General features: G+C 47.8%; 18 protein-coding genes and 1 riboswitch. Of the genes, 3 read left to right on the top strand and 15 right to left on the bottom strand.

Going from position 1 to position 15,585, the window contains the following annotated elements; translation table 11 throughout:
* Window positions 1-237 precede the first annotated feature (237 nt).
* The 9 genes from ispD to VSQ32_20030 all read right to left on the bottom strand — a co-directional run bounded on the left by ispD (window position 238) and on the right by VSQ32_20030 (window position 6,210).
* Entirely contained in the window at window positions 238-999 is a 762-nt protein-coding gene (gene ispD, locus VSQ32_20070; GenBank protein MEH2945079.1) for a 2-C-methyl-D-erythritol 4-phosphate cytidylyltransferase, read from the bottom strand.
* Window positions 999-2,033: a tRNA (adenosine(37)-N6)-threonylcarbamoyltransferase complex transferase subunit TsaD gene (gene tsaD / locus VSQ32_20065; GenBank protein ID MEH2945078.1), complete on the bottom strand. Its 1,035-nt coding sequence runs from the start codon at window positions 2,031-2,033 to the stop codon at window positions 999-1,001. The genes ispD and tsaD overlap by 1 nt, the downstream gene beginning before the upstream one ends.
* A 4-nt stretch (window positions 2,034-2,037) precedes the next feature.
* Window positions 2,038-2,592: a DUF6715 family protein gene (locus tag VSQ32_20060; GenBank protein MEH2945077.1), complete on the bottom strand. Its 555-nt coding sequence runs from the start codon at window positions 2,590-2,592 to the stop codon at window positions 2,038-2,040.
* Between the two features lie 27 nt (window positions 2,593-2,619).
* Window positions 2,620-3,525, bottom strand: coding sequence for a ribonuclease Z (locus VSQ32_20055; GenBank protein ID MEH2945076.1), 906 nt, complete (start codon window positions 3,523-3,525; stop codon window positions 2,620-2,622).
* Between the two features lie 11 nt (window positions 3,526-3,536).
* Window positions 3,537-3,764, bottom strand: coding sequence for a hypothetical protein (locus tag VSQ32_20050; protein ID MEH2945075.1), 228 nt, complete (start codon window positions 3,762-3,764; stop codon window positions 3,537-3,539).
* Between the two features lie 136 nt (window positions 3,765-3,900).
* Window positions 3,901-4,344: a ribosomal protein S18-alanine N-acetyltransferase gene (gene rimI / locus VSQ32_20045; GenBank protein MEH2945074.1), complete on the bottom strand. Its 444-nt coding sequence runs from the start codon at window positions 4,342-4,344 to the stop codon at window positions 3,901-3,903.
* Window positions 4,341-5,057, bottom strand: coding sequence for a tRNA (adenosine(37)-N6)-threonylcarbamoyltransferase complex dimerization subunit type 1 TsaB (gene tsaB, locus VSQ32_20040; protein MEH2945073.1), 717 nt, complete (start codon window positions 5,055-5,057; stop codon window positions 4,341-4,343). The genes rimI and tsaB overlap by 4 nt, the downstream gene beginning before the upstream one ends.
* A 146-nt stretch (window positions 5,058-5,203) precedes the next feature.
* Entirely contained in the window at window positions 5,204-5,632 is a 429-nt protein-coding gene (gene tsaE / locus VSQ32_20035; GenBank protein ID MEH2945072.1) for a tRNA (adenosine(37)-N6)-threonylcarbamoyltransferase complex ATPase subunit type 1 TsaE, read from the bottom strand.
* A 68-nt stretch (window positions 5,633-5,700) separates the two neighbouring features.
* Entirely contained in the window at window positions 5,701-6,210 is a 510-nt protein-coding gene (locus VSQ32_20030) for a YcxB family protein (GenBank protein MEH2945071.1), read from the bottom strand.
* Between the two features lie 214 nt (window positions 6,211-6,424).
* On the opposite strand from VSQ32_20030, the gene VSQ32_20025 reads away from it, so the two are divergent.
* Entirely contained in the window at window positions 6,425-6,979 is a 555-nt protein-coding gene (locus VSQ32_20025) for a Uma2 family endonuclease (protein ID MEH2945070.1), read from the top strand.
* Between the two features lie 87 nt (window positions 6,980-7,066).
* On the opposite strand, the gene ribE (VSQ32_20020) is transcribed toward VSQ32_20025, so the two are convergent.
* The 6 genes from ribE (VSQ32_20020) to VSQ32_19995 form a co-directional block, all read right to left on the bottom strand.
* Window positions 7,067-7,531 (bottom strand): 6,7-dimethyl-8-ribityllumazine synthase, encoded by a 465-nt coding sequence (ribE, locus tag VSQ32_20020; protein MEH2945069.1) that lies wholly within the window; start codon window positions 7,529-7,531, stop codon window positions 7,067-7,069.
* Between the two features lie 42 nt (window positions 7,532-7,573).
* Entirely contained in the window at window positions 7,574-8,776 is a 1,203-nt protein-coding gene (locus VSQ32_20015; protein ID MEH2945068.1) for a bifunctional 3,4-dihydroxy-2-butanone-4-phosphate synthase/GTP cyclohydrolase II, read from the bottom strand.
* A 32-nt stretch (window positions 8,777-8,808) separates the two neighbouring features.
* Window positions 8,809-9,459: a riboflavin synthase gene (ribE, locus tag VSQ32_20010; GenBank protein MEH2945067.1), complete on the bottom strand. Its 651-nt coding sequence runs from the start codon at window positions 9,457-9,459 to the stop codon at window positions 8,809-8,811.
* Window positions 9,441-10,607, bottom strand: coding sequence for a bifunctional diaminohydroxyphosphoribosylaminopyrimidine deaminase/5-amino-6-(5-phosphoribosylamino)uracil reductase RibD (gene ribD, locus VSQ32_20005; GenBank protein ID MEH2945066.1), 1,167 nt, complete (start codon window positions 10,605-10,607; stop codon window positions 9,441-9,443). Before ribD ends, ribE (VSQ32_20010) begins: the two co-directional genes overlap by 19 nt.
* A gap of 17 nt (window positions 10,608-10,624) precedes the next feature.
* On the bottom strand, window positions 10,625-11,251 hold the full coding sequence (locus VSQ32_20000; GenBank protein ID MEH2945065.1) for an ECF transporter S component: 627 nt from the start codon (window positions 11,249-11,251) through the stop codon (window positions 10,625-10,627).
* A 265-nt stretch (window positions 11,252-11,516) separates the two neighbouring features.
* Window positions 11,517-11,679, bottom strand: a riboswitch (FMN riboswitch).
* Window positions 11,680-11,784: 105 nt separating this feature from the next.
* Window positions 11,785-13,926, bottom strand: coding sequence for a Tex family protein (locus VSQ32_19995; GenBank protein ID MEH2945064.1), 2,142 nt, complete (start codon window positions 13,924-13,926; stop codon window positions 11,785-11,787).
* A 157-nt stretch (window positions 13,927-14,083) separates the two neighbouring features.
* Between VSQ32_19995 and VSQ32_19990 the strand changes: the two genes are divergently transcribed.
* Window positions 14,084-14,458 carry a DUF4190 domain-containing protein gene (locus VSQ32_19990; GenBank protein MEH2945063.1) on the top strand — a complete coding sequence of 125 codons (375 nt, stop codon included), beginning with the start codon at window positions 14,084-14,086 and terminating at the stop codon, window positions 14,456-14,458.
* 14 nt (window positions 14,459-14,472) lie between these two features.
* Window positions 14,473-15,576 (top strand): hypothetical protein, encoded by a 1,104-nt coding sequence (locus VSQ32_19985; GenBank protein ID MEH2945062.1) that lies wholly within the window; start codon window positions 14,473-14,475, stop codon window positions 15,574-15,576.
* The last annotated feature ends 9 nt before the right edge of the window (window positions 15,577-15,585 follow it).

The following is a 15,585-nucleotide window of genomic DNA, read 5'->3' as shown; positions in this document are numbered from 1 at the left end:
TGCGGTATCTTTCCTCCAGGCAGAAAATCGAGTTTGGAACCGGGAAAATTAATCAGATTCATCCGGCCCCGGAGTCAGAAAATCCTGAAATTCCGGTCCGTGTTTCCCGCTGACAGGAAAACAGTACGAGTGGAAAATATCATACATGTTCGATAACAGTTTTATATACGTTCCGGATGTAAACATCAGAAAGCTGTATCATAAAGACAGAAAAGGCTGAATTGTTACCATTTTGGGTTACGCTTCGCTGTTCCCGGTAATCTGAGCGGAAAACACCTCCGCCAGACGCAAATCTTCCGGCGTCGTTATCTTAATATTTTCATAGGAGCCCTCCACCAGCCTGACATTCTGATGGCAGATCATTTCCAGTACCATAGCGTCATCGGTTACGGAAACAGGCTGTCCTTCTTTTTCATATTCTATCAGTTGCCGGTAGGCCTGATAAATCAGAGAAAACCGAAACACCTGCGGCGTCTGTATCTGCCAGACACGGTTTCGGGGAGGCGTTTCTCTGGCAAACAGAGTGTCATCAGCAATTTTTATGGTATCTTTCACCGGCATTCCGGCCACACAGGCCTGAAATTTTTCCACTGCTTCTGCGCAGCGCAGAATCGTAGCCTGGTCCACAAAAGGCCTGGCACCGTCGTGTATCATCACATAATCCGGCGGATTTTTCTCCCTGTTCAGTTCCTCCAGGCCGCAGAATACCGAATGATACCTCTCTTTTCCGCCTGGCACCACCGCTTTTATTTTTGTAAATCCGTATTTTTCCACAATTTCTTTCCGGCACCAGGGAATATCTTCCTCTCCCGCCACCAGAATAATTTCCCTTATCATGCTTTTTTCAAAAGCAGATAAAGAATAAAACAGCACGGGTCTTTCGCGCAGCATAAGATATTGTTTGGGGACATGGCTTTTCATACGCATTCCCCGTCCGGCGGAAAGCACAATGGCTGCATAGGTTCTGTCTCTGTTTTTTTCTTTTGGTTTTACTTCCATCAGCGTTCCCCTAATTTCAGACCAGGCACAGCATTCAAATCCCAGCCGGAAGTCCTTCCTTCCAGGTACTCATAATAAGCTGCCGCACCAATCATGGCTGCATTATCGGTACAGTATACCGGGGACGGATAATAAAATTTAATCCCTCTGGCCCGACACGCCTCTTCCATTCCCCTGCGGAGCGTGCCGTTGGATGCCACGCCCCCCGCAATAGCCAGGGTGTCAATTCCTGTTTCCTCCAGTGCATGTATGGCATGTTCAATCAGCACATCTGTCACTGCTTTCTGAAAAGAAGCCGCAATATCTGCTTCTGCAATGGGAATTTCTTTCATCTGGCAGCTATTAATATAATTCAGTACCGCTGATTTCACACCGCTGAAGCTGAAATCATACGGATGTTCCGCCACTTTTGCCCTTGGGAATGAAATGGCATCGCAGTTCCCTTCGGCTGCCTTTTTTTCGATTTTGGGTCCGCCCGGATATCCCAGGCCAATGGCGCGGGCCACTTTATCAAAAGCCTCCCCCGCTGCGTCATCTCTGGTCCGGCCCAGTACTTCATAAGTTCCGTAATCTGCCACTTTCACCAGATGGGTATGGCCGCCGGATACCACCAGACACAGAAAAGGCGGCTCCAAATCTTTATTTTCAATATAATTGGCGCAGATATGCCCTTCAATATGATGTACGCCAATCAGAGGCTTTCCTGCCCCGTAAGCAATTGCTTTGGCCTCTGCCACGCCCACCAGCAATGCTCCCACCAGCCCCGGTCCGTAAGTAACTGCTATTGCATCCATGTCTTCCAGAGCCAGTTCCGCTTCCGACAATGCCTCTTCTATAACCTGATTAATTCTCTCAATATGTTTCCGTGATGCAAGCTCCGGCACCACTCCCCCATACAGGGTGTGTAAATCAATCTGAGAAGAAATAATGTTGGAAAGCACTGCTCTCCCGTTCTTTACCACTGCCGCTGCTGTTTCATCACAGGAGCTTTCAACAGCAAGGATTACCACATCTTTTTGTTCATTTACCGTCATTTTTTTACTCCTGATAAAATCCCAGTATTTTCCATCTGCCATCGTCGTCTTTCCGCAGAATGTAAGTCTGGCCGGCACGTCCTGATTTTTCTTTTCCACTGTAATTTTTCAGGAAATAGGCCACGTCCACGTAAGCGCATTCCCGCCCGTTTTTCGTCTTATATTCTACTTCTTTACTGTTCTCCACACTGACGTCGGAAATGGCTTTTTCGTCTGCCGCATAGCTGGCAATCTCCGCTTTCACAGACTCCAGATATACATCCGGGGGATTGATTTCCTGCAGTTCTTCATCCATCAGTTTTCTGGCCTGCTCCGCCAGTTGTGCCAGTTGTTCCTGGCTGTACTCCTGGTCAAAGTAACATTTCAGGATTCTGTTATAAAATTTCACCACTTCTCTGGCTGTTTTGGGATAGGATTTTTCCAAATCTTTGGAAATCAGCATTTCCACTTCTGTCATCTTTTCCTCACCCGTATCGCGATGAGACAGATAATAATAATAGCCCAGACAAAGGGCAGCGCAGACTACTACAATCACTGCTGTTTTTATACCATTTTTCATAAAATCCCTCCTTACCCGATTCCGTCTTTACCGAAAATCCAGCTCCACCGTTTTCCCGTCCTTCCCCAGTTTTGCGTCCGGATAAATACTGCGCACTTCCTCCATATAATCTTCCGCCCGTACCAGAGAGGGGCTGAAATGAGTGAGCCACATATCGCCGGCTTCTGCATCTCTTGCAATTTCTGCCGCCTCATAAAAAGTCATATGTTTATACTGTCTGGCTTTTATGGCTTTTTCTTTTTCTCCATACATTCCTTCTATGATTAATAAATCGGCATTTCTGGCATGTTCGGTAATAGCTGCCACAGGCCTGGTGTCTGTGCAATAAGTCACTTTAATACCTCTCCGGGGTGGCCCCAGCACCATATCCGGCGTATAAATCTGCCCTTCCAGTTCCAGCGTCTCGCCTTTCTGCAGCCTGCCCCAGCAGTTTTTGGGAATTCCGAGGTTTTGGGCTTTCGCTACCTGAAATTCTCCGGCCCTTGGGATTTCAAGGGTATATCCATAGCAGATTACGTTATGGTTTACACGAAAGGCAGTAATCTGATATCCTCGTTCCTGTAATTGTTCCACCGGCTGTGTCAGCTCTCTGTAACGAATCTCAAAGGGCAGTTCAGGCGCAATGGTGCGCAGGGCAGTCACCACCCGCTCCAGCCCCTTCGGCCCAATCATGGTAAGGGGTTCCGTGCGTTCCGCATTTCCCATGGTAAGCAACAGGCCCGGCAGGCCGCTGATATGGTCCGCGTGATAGTGGGTGAAACATATGGTGTCAATGGGTTTGGCACTCCAGCCTTTTTCTTTCATGGCTATCTGAGTGCCTTCCCCGCAGTCAATCAGAAGGCTGCTTCCGTTATACCGCGTCATCAGCGCGGTCAGCCAGCGGTAAGGCAGGGGCATCATCCCTGCCGTACCCAGTAAACATACATCTAACATTCCGTTTCCTTTCAGACTAATTCTGTCACTTCTATGGTTTTTACGGGAATCTGAAAGCTCTTAATCCATGCGTCGTAGCACGCTTCACAGACGTCAAATTCCTGTTTTTCTCCGTCTTTTCCGGAAAAATACCCCCATTCTTTCTCCACGTGAAGAAATTCCCCATGGGGTATTCCAGTGGGTTCCTGTATTACTTTTTTACAGCAGTTGCATATAATGATCTGTTTTTCTGTCTTCATCTGTTGTCCTCCCTGTTTCCGCAGTCTGAATCCCGGAATTTTACAAAGGGGCCGGGCCCTTCGTCCATTTTATTATAACGAATGGCGTCTGCTTTTTGAAAGAGGGAATTCTATCCATGCATCCTCGCAAACAGAATCATTGTTCAAATACCATAATCATTCCATCCTCTCTGGGAAGTTCATACAAATCCTTTCGGATTCCGCAATTCTGAAATCCCAGCTTCTCATACAGATGAATGGCAGAAGTATTGCTTACCCGCACTTCCAGAATCATGCGGCGAATCTTTTTTTCCTGAGACCGCTCTGTCAGTGCGGCCAGCATTCTGTGCCCGATTCCCTGGTTCTGCCATTGAGGTGCAACAGCCACATTCATAATTTCGCCTTCTCCGGAAAAACAGTACATGCCGCAGTAACCTGCCACTGTGCTTCCATGTAATGCCACCAGAAACAACGTATCCTGCTGCAGAGAATCCAGAAACGCCTGCTCCGACCAGGGTTTGGAAAACAACTGCTTTTCCAGGCCTGCAACAGCCGGGATATCCTGTACTTCCATACTGCGTATCACAATTTCTGTCATCATGCATCCTGTCCGGCCCGCTCTTTTGCCAACCGCTCCCGTTCTGCCTGGGCCAGCCGCAGATAATCCGGCCTGTGTTCTGCTGCTATCTGAATCTTTCCTTCTCTGTAATAAATCAGACCCAGGGCGGCTACCGACGCCGCCCGCTGCTTATTCATATGTGCCGGTGCAAATGAAAACTTCACCTGGCAGTGTTCCTCAATATAAGTACGAAACACCGGCACTCCGTCTCCCAGAAATACCACGGAGCGGTTCCTCTCGTTGACTTTTGCAATGATTTCCTCAATTCCCACTGCGCACTGAGGTTCCAGAACCTGCATACCTCCCTCTGTAAATTCATACAGTCCCGTATAGGTCTGATTTCTTCTGGCGTCCATCAGAGGGCATACCATGTCCCGGCTGCCATACATGTTATAAGCCAGTCCATCCAGAGTGGGTATGTGTATCACAGGCTTTTTCAGGGCAAGGCCCAGACCTTTTGCTGTGGCGGAACCAATGCGCAGACCAGTAAAGGAACCTGGCCCTCCTGCCACTGCCAGGGCGTCCAGCGTATTTACATCCAGTTCTGTCATCCTGACGATTTCGTCCAGCATGGGAAGCAGTGTCTGGGAATGAGTTTTCTTATAATTAACCGTATATTCTGCCAGCAGGTTATCATCTTCCACAACGGCCACTCCTGCCACCAGCCCGGAACTGTCCAGTCCTAATATTTTCATTTTGTTACCTCACTTATTGTATCAGGAAATGTCATAAATTTTTTCCTTATGACGTTTTCTGCGCCGATTTTTGCCGCGTGCAAACGCAGAATCTATCTTACAAAAATCGTGCGCATCCCCCGGAGGGTTTACAGTAAAGGGCAAATTTATTTGTCGTTTACTGTAATTCTGCGGTAATCAAAGCCTTTTTCCAGATCCTTTTCAATTCGGATTTCCTTATAGTGTTCCGGAAGGATTTCCTGAATCAGTTCCGCCCATTCTATAATGGTCAGTCCCTGTCCGTAAAAGTAATCCTCATATCCGATTTCTTCCATCTCCTCCACATCTCCAATCCGGTATACGTCAAAATGATAGAAAGGCATTCTGCCTTCTTCATATACCTGAACGATAGTAAAGGTAGGGCTGCAGACCGCATCTTCCACACCCAGCCCCCTGGCAATTCCCTGGGTCAGCACCGTTTTCCCGACGCCCAGGTCTCCCGTCAGGGTATACACCTCTCCGGGCCTGGCCTGTTCTCCCAGCTTCTGTCCCAGCCGGAAAGTTTCTTCCGGTGAAAATGTTTCTGTTTCCTGCATAAATTCCTCAATTCTCATATCTCATACTATTTCTGAATCATTGCCTGCGTCACTGTTTTCCGGGTCTTTTACACCCGAAAGGGATTCAGCTTCAGCCGATAGCCTTCCATATGATTGATGGCAAGAGCCACCACGGTTTCATATTTCTCTCCCAGCGTTTCTCTGGGAATCACATAGGCATTTATTCTGTTGCTGTAAATCAGAAGATTATTTTTTGTGGAAACCATTTTATAAATCTGCTTCCAGGTCAGGTCTCCGGTTTCCTCTCCCTGAGATACATGGACTCCTTTTTCATCAATCCGAAAGTGCAGGGCCTGTTGCAGCACTTCTGAACTCCTGACCTGTTTTTTCGAGCGCAGATACAGATTGGCCGGCACATAAATCAGAAATACAATTCCCAGCACCACATAAAACACTGTATAAAATGTGCTCACTTTTCCAAAGGTTATTACAGCGGTAATCAGCACCCATACTCCCACCAGCGTTGCCATAATCCCCTGCATTCCGTGGTAGGCGTGGTACAGGTTAAACCGGTACATATCTTTCTCCGTGATATTTGTATCAAATTCTACTGACATTTTATCTGCTCCTTTTCTTCTGGCTTTTAACTTTCGTCATATTATACTCTTTTTGGAGAGGTATCACAAGGGATTTTTCATAATCCCATTTTACAGAGGAAAGGGGAAACCGTCAATATGTTTCAGGATGAACGCCCATATAAAGCAGAGCGCCCCTGTCCTGATTCATGTGATATGCTAAAATACAGTTACTATTTGGAAGGGACGTGAAAAAATGCCATCATTCGCACAGAACCGCAGAAAACAGGAGAAAATGGACGGAATCATTTATGATATGCCGCCTTCTCCCAATTACAGACATGGCGTAATCAACGGCAATGTTTTTGCCATTTTAAAACAGGGATTAAAGAACAGTCTCTGTCAGGTCTTTATGGAAAATCTGGATTTCAAATACCATCCGGAAGAAAATGACGACTATGTAATTCCTGATATTATGGTGATTTGCGACAGAAAACATTTAAAAGGCGGCAGCTACAGCGGCGTTCCGAAATTTATTGCAGAAACATTAAGCCCCTCCACTGCTCTGAAAGATAAAACTGCCAAAAAAGAGGCTTATGAGAAAGCCGGTGTGGAAGAATACTGGATTATCTCCCGGCAGGGAGCCCTGGAAATCTATTATCTGGAAGACGGAGCGTACAAGCTGAAGTACAGTTACATTTTGCAGAAAGACGAAGATGATATGGATTACAATCCGGAAATTTCTGTGATCCTTAAGGGCTTTCCCCATATCACAATGACTCTCGCTGAAATTTTTGAGGGAACGGATTAGCAGAACTTTTGATTTGATTCAGTTGTCAAAAGGGCCTGTGCTGCCAGAGGCGGCAGGCCCTTTTGGTACAAAATGAATCCCGATTTTTTATTTCATGTTCTGAATAAGATTTACCATTTCGATGGCAGCACATGCCGCATCATAACCTTTATTTCCGGCTTTGGTTCCGGAGCGTTCAATAGCCTGTTCTATATTGTCCGTAGTGACAACGCCGAAAATAGTGGGGATTCCGGTCTTCAATCCTACCGTAGCCACACCTTTGCTGACTTCCGCACACACATGGTCGTAATGGCTTGTGGCGCCTTTAATTACGGTTCCAAGGCAAACTACTGCGTCGTAATTTCCCGACTCTGCCATTTTCTGAGCGGTCAGGGGAATCTCAAAGGAACCCGGCACCCATGCCAGGGTAATATCGTCATCTTTTACCCCGTGGCGAAGCAAAGCGTCCTGTGCGCCGCTTACCAGCTTTGACACGATAAATTCATTAAATCTGGATGCCACAATTCCCACTCTGGTTCCGTTTGCTACTACATTTCCTTCCAATACTCTCATTACTTTTCCTCTTTTCTTTTTGATATGATACTGATTCGGATTTTAATAATCCGTCATGTGCTGCATTTTGCTCTGTTTTGTTTTCAGATAAAAAACGTCTGTTTTTTTCGCCGGCATCTGGATGGGCACCCGTTCTTCGATGGAAATGCCATAACCGGAAAGCCCGGTGATTTTCTTCGGATTATTGGTGAGCAGCCGGAGTTTCTCCGCTCCAAGGTCATGGAGAATCTGGGCGCCAATCCCGTAGTCCCGCAAATCCGGGGCAAAGCCCAGTTCCACGTTGGCTTCCACCGTGTCGAGGCCCTTTTCCTGCAGCTCGTATGCTTTTAATTTATTAATCAGGCCGATTCCCCGGCCTTCCTGCCGCATGTACAGAAGAATCCCCCGGCCTTCTTCCGAAATGGCTTTCATGGCTGCGTCCAGCTGTTCGCCGCAGTCGCAGCGGTCGGAGCCAAACACATCTCCGGTCAGGCACTCGGAATGTACCCGGCACAGCACGGGCTCCCCATTGGCAACATCTCCCATGGTCAGGGCCACATGATGTTCTCCGTTCAGTTTGTTGACATAACCGTATATTTCAAATTCTCCGTATCTGGTGGGCAGCTTTGCATGAGCTTCCTGATGTACCAGACTGTCCAGCTCCATACGGTAGCGCACCAGGTCTGCTATGGTAATCACCGTCATCTGAAATTTTTCCGCCAGTTCCAGAAGCTCTGTGGTGCGCATCATGGTTCCGTCTTCCCGCATGATTTCACAGCACAGCCCGCTGGGTTTCAGGCCGGCCAGAATTGCCAGATCTACCGTAGCTTCCGTATGGCCGGTACGCTTCAGAACGCCTCCTTCTCTGGATTCCAGCGGAAACATATGGCCCGGTTTCCGGAAGTCTTCCGGCTTTGCATCATCTTTCATGGCTGCCATAGCTGTTTCCGAGCGTTCAAAAGCTGAAATTCCTGTCTCTGTATGTATCCCGTCAATAGATATGGTAAATGCGGTCTGATGGTTATCGGTATTCTGTTCCACCATCTGCTTTAATCCAAGTTTCTGGCAGAGTTCTTTACTCATGGGCATACAGATTAAGCCTTTTCCGTGAGTTGCCATAAAATTAATATTTTCCGGTGTGGCAAATTCCGTAGCGCAGATAAAGTCTCCTTCGTTTTCCCGGTCCGGGTCGTCAATTACCATCACGATTTTCCCCTGTCTGATGTCCTCAATGGCCTGTTCGACCGTGTCAGTTTGCTTGCTCATTTTCTTTTTCCTCCCTGTGTGTTGTTTCATAATCAGAAAAATCCATGTTCCATCAGAAAGTTTTCTGTAATTCTGCTTTCCTGTTTTGTTTCTTTTGGAACGGATAAAAGTTTTTCCACGTATTTTCCAATTATATCGCACTCAATATTGATGGTACTGCCTGTTTTCTTTTCCGTCAGCGCTGTTTCCTGGCGGGTATGGGGAATCACCGATACCTGAAAATCCCCGTCCGTTACCTTCGCCACGGTCAGGCTGATTCCGTCCAGCGCCACGGAACCTTTCTCTACAATATACCGTAACAGTTCCGGCTCTGCTGCTATGGTATACCAGACTGCGTTTTCCTCCTGCCGGATTCCGGTTACCCTTCCGGTCCCGTCAATATGTCCGGCTACCATATGTCCGCCGAATCTCCCGTCCGCCGCCATGGCCCGCTCCAGATTTACTGTTCCGGGGACATTTATCTCCGACAGGCTGCTGCGGCGCATGGTTTCCGCCATCACATCTGCGGTAAAACCGTCCGCTGCAAGGGAAGTCACGGTCAGACAGATTCCGTTGACTGCAATACTGTCCCCCACCTTCGTTCCTTCCAGTACTTTCCGGCACCGGACTTTGATACGGGCAGAAAGAGTTCCTTTTTTTATTTCACAGATTTCTCCTGTTTCTTCTACAATTCCGGTAAACATGCTGTTCCTCCAATCCTGCCTGTGATACACAAATCTTTTCCATACTTCATCACCTCTGTCTGCTCAAGCTCCACCGCATCTTCCATTCTGGGAATACCTCTGCCTTCCACCGGAGATCTGGCTTCAGCTCCCGCCACCAGCTTCGGGGCAATAAAACCATAGACCCGCTGCACCAGCCCCGCCTGCAGGGCAGAGGCGTTCAGAGTTCCTCCCCCTTCCAGAAGAATACTGTCAATGCCGCGCTCCCCCAGTTTCTGCAGCAGCCAGGAAAGGTCTAACTGATTCTTCTGTTCTTTTTCCGGACTTATCGGAACTTCCAGCAGACGTACCCCCTGCTGCTCCAGTTTTTTTACCGTTTCTTCTGTCCGCCTTCCTTCTCCTGCGGCCGCTTTGGGATTCCAGGCAACAATTGTTTCTATTTCAGACGCTGTTCTCACAATCCGGCTGTCCAAAGGAATCCGCAGCCTGGAATCACAGATAATCCGCACCGGATTCCGGCCGCCTTCCATGCGGCAGTTCAGCATGGGATCATCCGCCAGCACCGTGCCGATTCCGGCCATAATTCCCCGGTAACGGTTGCGCAGACACTGCACATATGCCCTGGCTTCCTCTCCGGTCACCCATTTGGAATCCCCGGTTTCACAGGCAATTTTCCCGTCCAGCGTCATGGCATATTTCATGGCTACGAAGGGCATGTTCTGCTCCATATAGTGAAAGAACACTTCGTTCAGCGCCCGGCATTCCTGCTCCAGAATTCCGGTTTCCACCGCGATACCATGTTCCCGTAGTATCCGGACGCCCTTTCCCGCTACTTTGGGATTGGAATCCGGACAGCCCACATATACCTTCCGAATCTTTTTTTCTATGATAATCTCCGTACAGGGAGGCGTTTTTCCATAATGGCAACATGGCTCCAGATTTACATAAAGCTCTGCCCCTTCCGGATTTTCCTGACAGTTATTTAAAGCGTTCCGCTCCGCATGAAATCCCCCATACTGCTCATGATAGCCTGCGGCAATTATTTTTCCGTTTTTCACCACCACACAGCCCACCATGGGATTGGGGGATACTTTCCCCTCTCCCTGTCTGGCCAGATCCAGCACCTGGCTCATATAGTCTTCCGGCGTTTTCATCCTGTTCTGCTGCATTTCTTATTCTCCTGATTTTATTTTCTGTATGCTCCTTTTAAAAAGGGAGACAGAGGCTTGTAAATTAACATGGTAATTGCCACGCTGAATATTCCCTTGACAAAGGTAAAGGGTGCGTTAAATACAATCAGGCACTGAAAAATATCTTTTACTCCCGGAAAAATCACCTGATATGCCGCCAGAATGGCTTCTTTGGGCATAAAATTATAGTACACCGGATATACGATGAAATAATTGGAAAAAATACTGATTACCGCCATCAGCACCGCACCTGCAACAGCTCCGGCAACAGCGCTTTTTCTGCCTTTCCATTTCCGGTAAACCAGTCCTGCAGGAACCACAAAGCTGGCGCCCAGAATAAAATTGGAAAGTTCCCCTACGCCTCCGGTGGTGGTCATAAACAGATGAAGCAGGTTCTTAATCAGGCAAATGAGCATTCCGCTCACGGGCCCCATGGCAAAAGCCCCCACCAGAGCCGGAAGCTCCGATAAATCCATTTTTATGAAAGAAGGCATAACCGGTACGGAAAATTCCAGAAACATCAGTATAAAAGCAATGGCCGACAGCATGGCTGTCATGGTCAGTTTCCAGATATCCCTCTGCTTTGTCTGCTTTCCTAAAGTTGCGGTATTCATGGTATTCATCATTAATTTCTCCTTTCTGCGACAGGTCCGCAGGGGCTCCCTGAATCCCTCATTCTTGAAGGAGCTGGGCGCTTTGCCGCGCGCGAGCGGACTGCCTGGCAATAAATTTCCTCTCCGCGAGCTGCGCATCCCGCCCGGAGGGCTTTCTCTTATAGGAAATCTATATACTTTAGCACTTCACAGTAACACGGTATTTCCTGTAAGAGAAAAAAGCCCTGAATCCAAAGATTCAGGGCACATAAAAACCACATGCATAATAAAACACAATCTTCTTCTCCCATCCAGACTGTACTGTCGGTTTTGGATTCTCACCAAATCATGCCCTGCGGCTCACGGACTTGCCCTCTGAGGGGTATCACCGTCGGTCGGGAATTCTTTCCGGAATTATCTGTAAACCTTCTGAAAGTCACCCTGCCCTGAAGAACTTTATTTAATTTACGGTCTTATTCTACTCCTGGCTGAACATTCTGTCAACTGACATATTTTAGTATGTGTCAGATTTTGTGACAGGGAAGCCTGAGGTTTCCCTGTCATCAGATTTTCATGGTGAGCTGGATTCTCTTTTTCTGCAAATCCACGCTCATAACTTTCACTTCCACGATATCTCCCACGCTGACTATTTCCAGCGGGTGTCTGATATAACGCTCCGTCATCTGGGAAATATGTACCAGTCCATCCTGATGAACGCCGATATCCACAAAGGCTCCGAAGTCAATCACATTCCGCACAGTTCCTTTGAGAATCATACCTGGAGCCAGGTCTTTCATCTCCAGCACATCATTGCGCAGAATGGGTTTGGGCATATCGTCTCTGGGGTCCCGCGCCGGCTTTTCCAGTTCTTTTACAATATCCTGCAATGTCATCTCACCCAGCTCCAGTTCTGCCGCCAGCTTTTTGTAATCTGTAATTTTTTTGGAAATTCCGGCCAGTTTCCCCTCCTGGATTTCTTCCGGCTTATAGCCCAGCCTGTCCAGCAGTTTTAATGTGGCGTCATAGCTTTCCGGATGGACGCTGGTGCCGTCCAGAGGGTTTTTCCCATTGCTGATACGCATAAAACCTGCGCACTGTTCGTATGCTTTCGGCCCCAGTTTGGCCACCTTTAAAAGCTGTGCACGGGTCAGGAATCTGCCGTTTTCTTCCCGGTAGGCCACAATATTTCTGGCAATTACTTTTGAAATGCCGGAAATGTACTCCAGCAGGGAGGCTGAGGCGGTATTCAAATCCACGCCTACCTTATTGACGCAGTCCTCCACCACGCCCCCCAGGGCGTCGCTTAATTTTTTCTGATTCATATCATGCTGGTACTGTCCTACTCCAATGGATTTCGGGTCAATTTTCACAAGCTCTGCCAGCGGGTCCTGGAGACGCCTTGCAATGGAGGCCGCACTTCGCTGCCCCACGTCAAAATTGGGGAATTCTTCTGTAGCCAGCTTGCTGGCGGAATATACGGAAGCTCCGGCTTCATTTACAATCACATACTGTACGGGAACCGGAAGTTCTTTTAACAAATCCACAATAATCATTTCCGATTCTCTGGAAGCAGTTCCATTGCCCACAGAAATCAGGGAAATTCCATATTTCTGAATGAGTTTTTTCAGAACTGCTTTGGATTCTTCCACTTTGTTCTGGGGGGCTGTGGGATAAATAACCGTTGTGTCCAGCACCTTTCCTGTGGAATCCACCACCGCCAGCTTACACCCGGTACGGAAGGCCGGGTCCCAGCCCAGCACTATTTTTCCCGCAATGGGCGGCTGCATCAGAAGCTGTTCCAGATTCTTTCCAAATACCCGGATAGCTCCGTCCTCCGCCCGTTCCGTCAGCTCATTGCGGATTTCCCGCTCAATGGCCGGAGCAATCAGCCGTTTGTAACTGTCTTCCGCCGCTGCTTTCAATGCAGGCGTGGTATTTGGGTTGTCTCTGGTAATTATCTTTTTCTCCAGATACTGTAAAATCCGTTCTGTGGGAGCCTCAATTTTTACAGTGAGTATTTTTTCCGATTCTCCCCGGTTCAGAGCCAGAATGCGATGGCCCGCCAGCTTTGCCAGACCCTCCTCAAATTCATAATACATCTCATAGACCGACTCTTTCTCCGGGTCTTTGGCTGTTGAGATAATTTTTCCGGTCTTCATGGTAATATCCCGGATGTATTTCCGGTAATCTGCCTCGTCGGAAATATTTTCCGCCAGAATATCCATGGCTCCGGCAATGGCATCAGCAGGAGTTTCCACCCCTTTTTCACTGCTCACAAAAGGCTCTGCTTCCGTTTCCGGACTTTCTTTTGTCATCTGCAGCAGAATGATATTGGCCAGCGGCTCCAGTCCCTTTTCCTTTGCAATAGTCGCCCTGGTTCTCCGTTTCGGCCGGTACGGACGGTATAAATCTTCCACTGCCACCAGGGTTTCCGCAGAGAGAATCTGCTGCTTTAACTCTTCCGTCAGTTTTCCCTGTTCCTCAATGCCGGACAGTACCTGTTCTTTTTTATCCTCCAGATTGCGAAGATATGTCAGGCGTTCAAACAGATTGCGGAGCACTTCGTCATTTAAGGCTCCGGTAGCTTCCTTCCGGTATCTGGAAATAAAAGGAATGGTATTTCCTTCGTCAATCAGTTTTACCGCAGCTTCTGCCTGCTGCCTGCGGATGTTCAGCTCCTCCGCTAATTTTGCAATAATATCCATGGGTAACTCTCCTTAATGTTTCATTCTTTATGTTTTATTCTTTTTGCTCTCCATTATATCGAATTTGCAGCAGCCTTTCAAGAAAATATATTTGTGTTTTTCACCTGTCCATGCTACAATAACAGAAGCATCCGAAAAATATGCAAGGAGGTCTGTTATGGATTACGAATCAAATAAATCTTACCTGGAGATGCGCTCCGCAGGCATGTCCGTAGCCTCTCTGGTCATGGGTATTCTGGGGCTGGTTATGAGCTGCTGCGTGTATCCCGCCATTATTTTCGGTTCCCTTGCCATTATATTTGCCCTGCTTTCCAGAGGGGGAGAAATGCATACCAACAGTTACGCCAAAGCCGGGCTGGTCCTGGGCATTATCGGCATAATCTGTGGTTTTCTCATTTTAATGTATTCTTTCTTTACTTTAATGGTACAGTTCGGCGGTCTGGAAGGTTATTTCAATTATATCGAAGATATGATGCAGGAACTGGGATATCCCGATTCATCCAGTCCCTATGATTTTTATGATATGCTGTAAAAGGAGGCAGGCAAATGTTTCAGCCCACAGAATTAATTCAGGAATATCAGAAACAGAATCCGGGAGAGGCCCGGCTGTCCGCCATCCGGCAGGCTATATGGCAGGCGGATCTGGCAAAAGACTATCCCTATATGCTGTATTTCCGCTGTGAATACGCCAATGCCAGCAGGGAAGCGGATACATATTTACTTCAGCTTTACCTGATTTTTCCGGAAATACTGAAAATTTTCGAAGAACAGCCGAACATTCGGATGCCGGACTGCAGTTTTATGGACGCAACGGATACGGTGCAGGACCTTTTTTCAGAAATGGTGGCCTGCGCTGACTTCTTCTATCAGATTCCGGTGGCCGATATGGAAAGATATCTGGAAAAATACAAAGAATTCTGTCTGAAATACGGTTATGCTCTGTTCTCTTATTACATGGCTTCCGCCAGGCTGTACCGGCAGATTGACGACAAAGAGCGCACCATGCAGAACCTGAAAGATTTTAAGACTCTCTGCCGGACTGAAAATCACAAAAATGCCAGCTGCCTGGATTTTATTGCAGAGCTGGCCTGCTGGTACGATGATTTGGACACGCTGCTTCGGGTGACCCGGATGCTGGAGAGAAAATTTCCGGAATCCAGCCAGCTTATCTATGAGTACGGCCGGCTTCTGTACTGTTATGCAGTACGCAGACAGGATCTGGAAGCAGCCGCGCCTTATTATGAGGGTTTGCAGCGTCTCTGCAAAAAATACCACATGAATAACCCCTACTTCGCAGATACCATGGTTTATCTGGCTATGACGGACCAGAATAAGGCCTGGAGCTTTTTTCAAAAGGAAGCGCCTGTTCAGATGCAGTCCACGGTACCGCTGGATAAAATGGAATTTTCCACCGGCGCGGAGATTATGATGCGCAGTCTGATGAAAAGCGGCAGGAAAACAGTGCGTATTTCCCTTCCGGGCAGTCAGCCCTGGCAGCGGGAAGACGACTGTTATGAGACGGAAATGCTGGCAGAATATTTCGGAAAAGAGGCCAGGGAAATTTCCGCCAGATTCGACGACCGCAACGGGAACAGTCATTCCATGGAAGAATATGACATGTTCCTCAGCGCGGCAAAAAACTGCATTTGAAAAAGTACA

It is taken from the genome of Lachnospiraceae bacterium JLR.KK002 (assembly GCA_036941025.1).
GTDB lineage: Bacteria > Bacillota > Clostridia > Lachnospirales > Lachnospiraceae > Petralouisia.
The sequence above is the reverse complement of the archived record's forward strand: the minus strand, read 5'-3'. Positions and strand labels throughout refer to the sequence as shown.

Excerpts from the sequence above, each read along its gene's own strand:
- VSQ32_19985 (MEH2945062.1), top strand. The coding sequence starts at position 14,473 with ATGTTTCAGCCCACAGAATTAATTCAGGAATATCAGAAACAGAATCCG.
- tsaE (MEH2945072.1), bottom strand. The coding sequence starts at position 5,632 with ATGCAGGAAACAGAAACATTTTCACCGGAAGAAACTTTCCGGCTGGGA.
- ribD (MEH2945066.1), bottom strand. The coding sequence starts at position 10,607 with ATGCAGCAGAACAGGATGAAAACGCCGGAAGACTATATGAGCCAGGTG.
- ispD (MEH2945079.1), bottom strand. The coding sequence starts at position 999 with ATGGAAGTAAAACCAAAAGAAAAAAACAGAGACAGAACCTATGCAGCC.
- VSQ32_20055 (MEH2945076.1), bottom strand. The coding sequence starts at position 3,525 with ATGTTAGATGTATGTTTACTGGGTACGGCAGGGATGATGCCCCTGCCT.
- VSQ32_20050 (MEH2945075.1), bottom strand. The coding sequence starts at position 3,764 with ATGAAGACAGAAAAACAGATCATTATATGCAACTGCTGTAAAAAAGTA.
- VSQ32_20060 (MEH2945077.1), bottom strand. The coding sequence starts at position 2,592 with ATGAAAAATGGTATAAAAACAGCAGTGATTGTAGTAGTCTGCGCTGCC.
- VSQ32_20025 (MEH2945070.1), top strand. The coding sequence starts at position 6,425 with ATGCCATCATTCGCACAGAACCGCAGAAAACAGGAGAAAATGGACGGA.
- tsaB (MEH2945073.1), bottom strand. The coding sequence starts at position 5,057 with ATGAAAATATTAGGACTGGACAGTTCCGGGCTGGTGGCAGGAGTGGCC.
- VSQ32_19995 (MEH2945064.1), bottom strand. The coding sequence starts at position 13,926 with ATGGATATTATTGCAAAATTAGCGGAGGAGCTGAACATCCGCAGGCAG.
- ribE (MEH2945067.1), bottom strand. The coding sequence starts at position 9,459 with ATGTTTACCGGAATTGTAGAAGAAACAGGAGAAATCTGTGAAATAAAA.
- rimI (MEH2945074.1), bottom strand. The coding sequence starts at position 4,344 with ATGATGACAGAAATTGTGATACGCAGTATGGAAGTACAGGATATCCCG.
- VSQ32_20030 (MEH2945071.1), bottom strand. The coding sequence starts at position 6,210 with ATGTCAGTAGAATTTGATACAAATATCACGGAGAAAGATATGTACCGG.
- ribE (MEH2945069.1), bottom strand. The coding sequence starts at position 7,531 with ATGAGAGTATTGGAAGGAAATGTAGTAGCAAACGGAACCAGAGTGGGA.
- VSQ32_20015 (MEH2945068.1), bottom strand. The coding sequence starts at position 8,776 with ATGAGCAAGCAAACTGACACGGTCGAACAGGCCATTGAGGACATCAGA.
- tsaD (MEH2945078.1), bottom strand. The coding sequence starts at position 2,033 with ATGACGGTAAATGAACAAAAAGATGTGGTAATCCTTGCTGTTGAAAGC.
- VSQ32_19990 (MEH2945063.1), top strand. The coding sequence starts at position 14,084 with ATGGATTACGAATCAAATAAATCTTACCTGGAGATGCGCTCCGCAGGC.
- VSQ32_20000 (MEH2945065.1), bottom strand. The coding sequence starts at position 11,251 with ATGAATACCATGAATACCGCAACTTTAGGAAAGCAGACAAAGCAGAGG.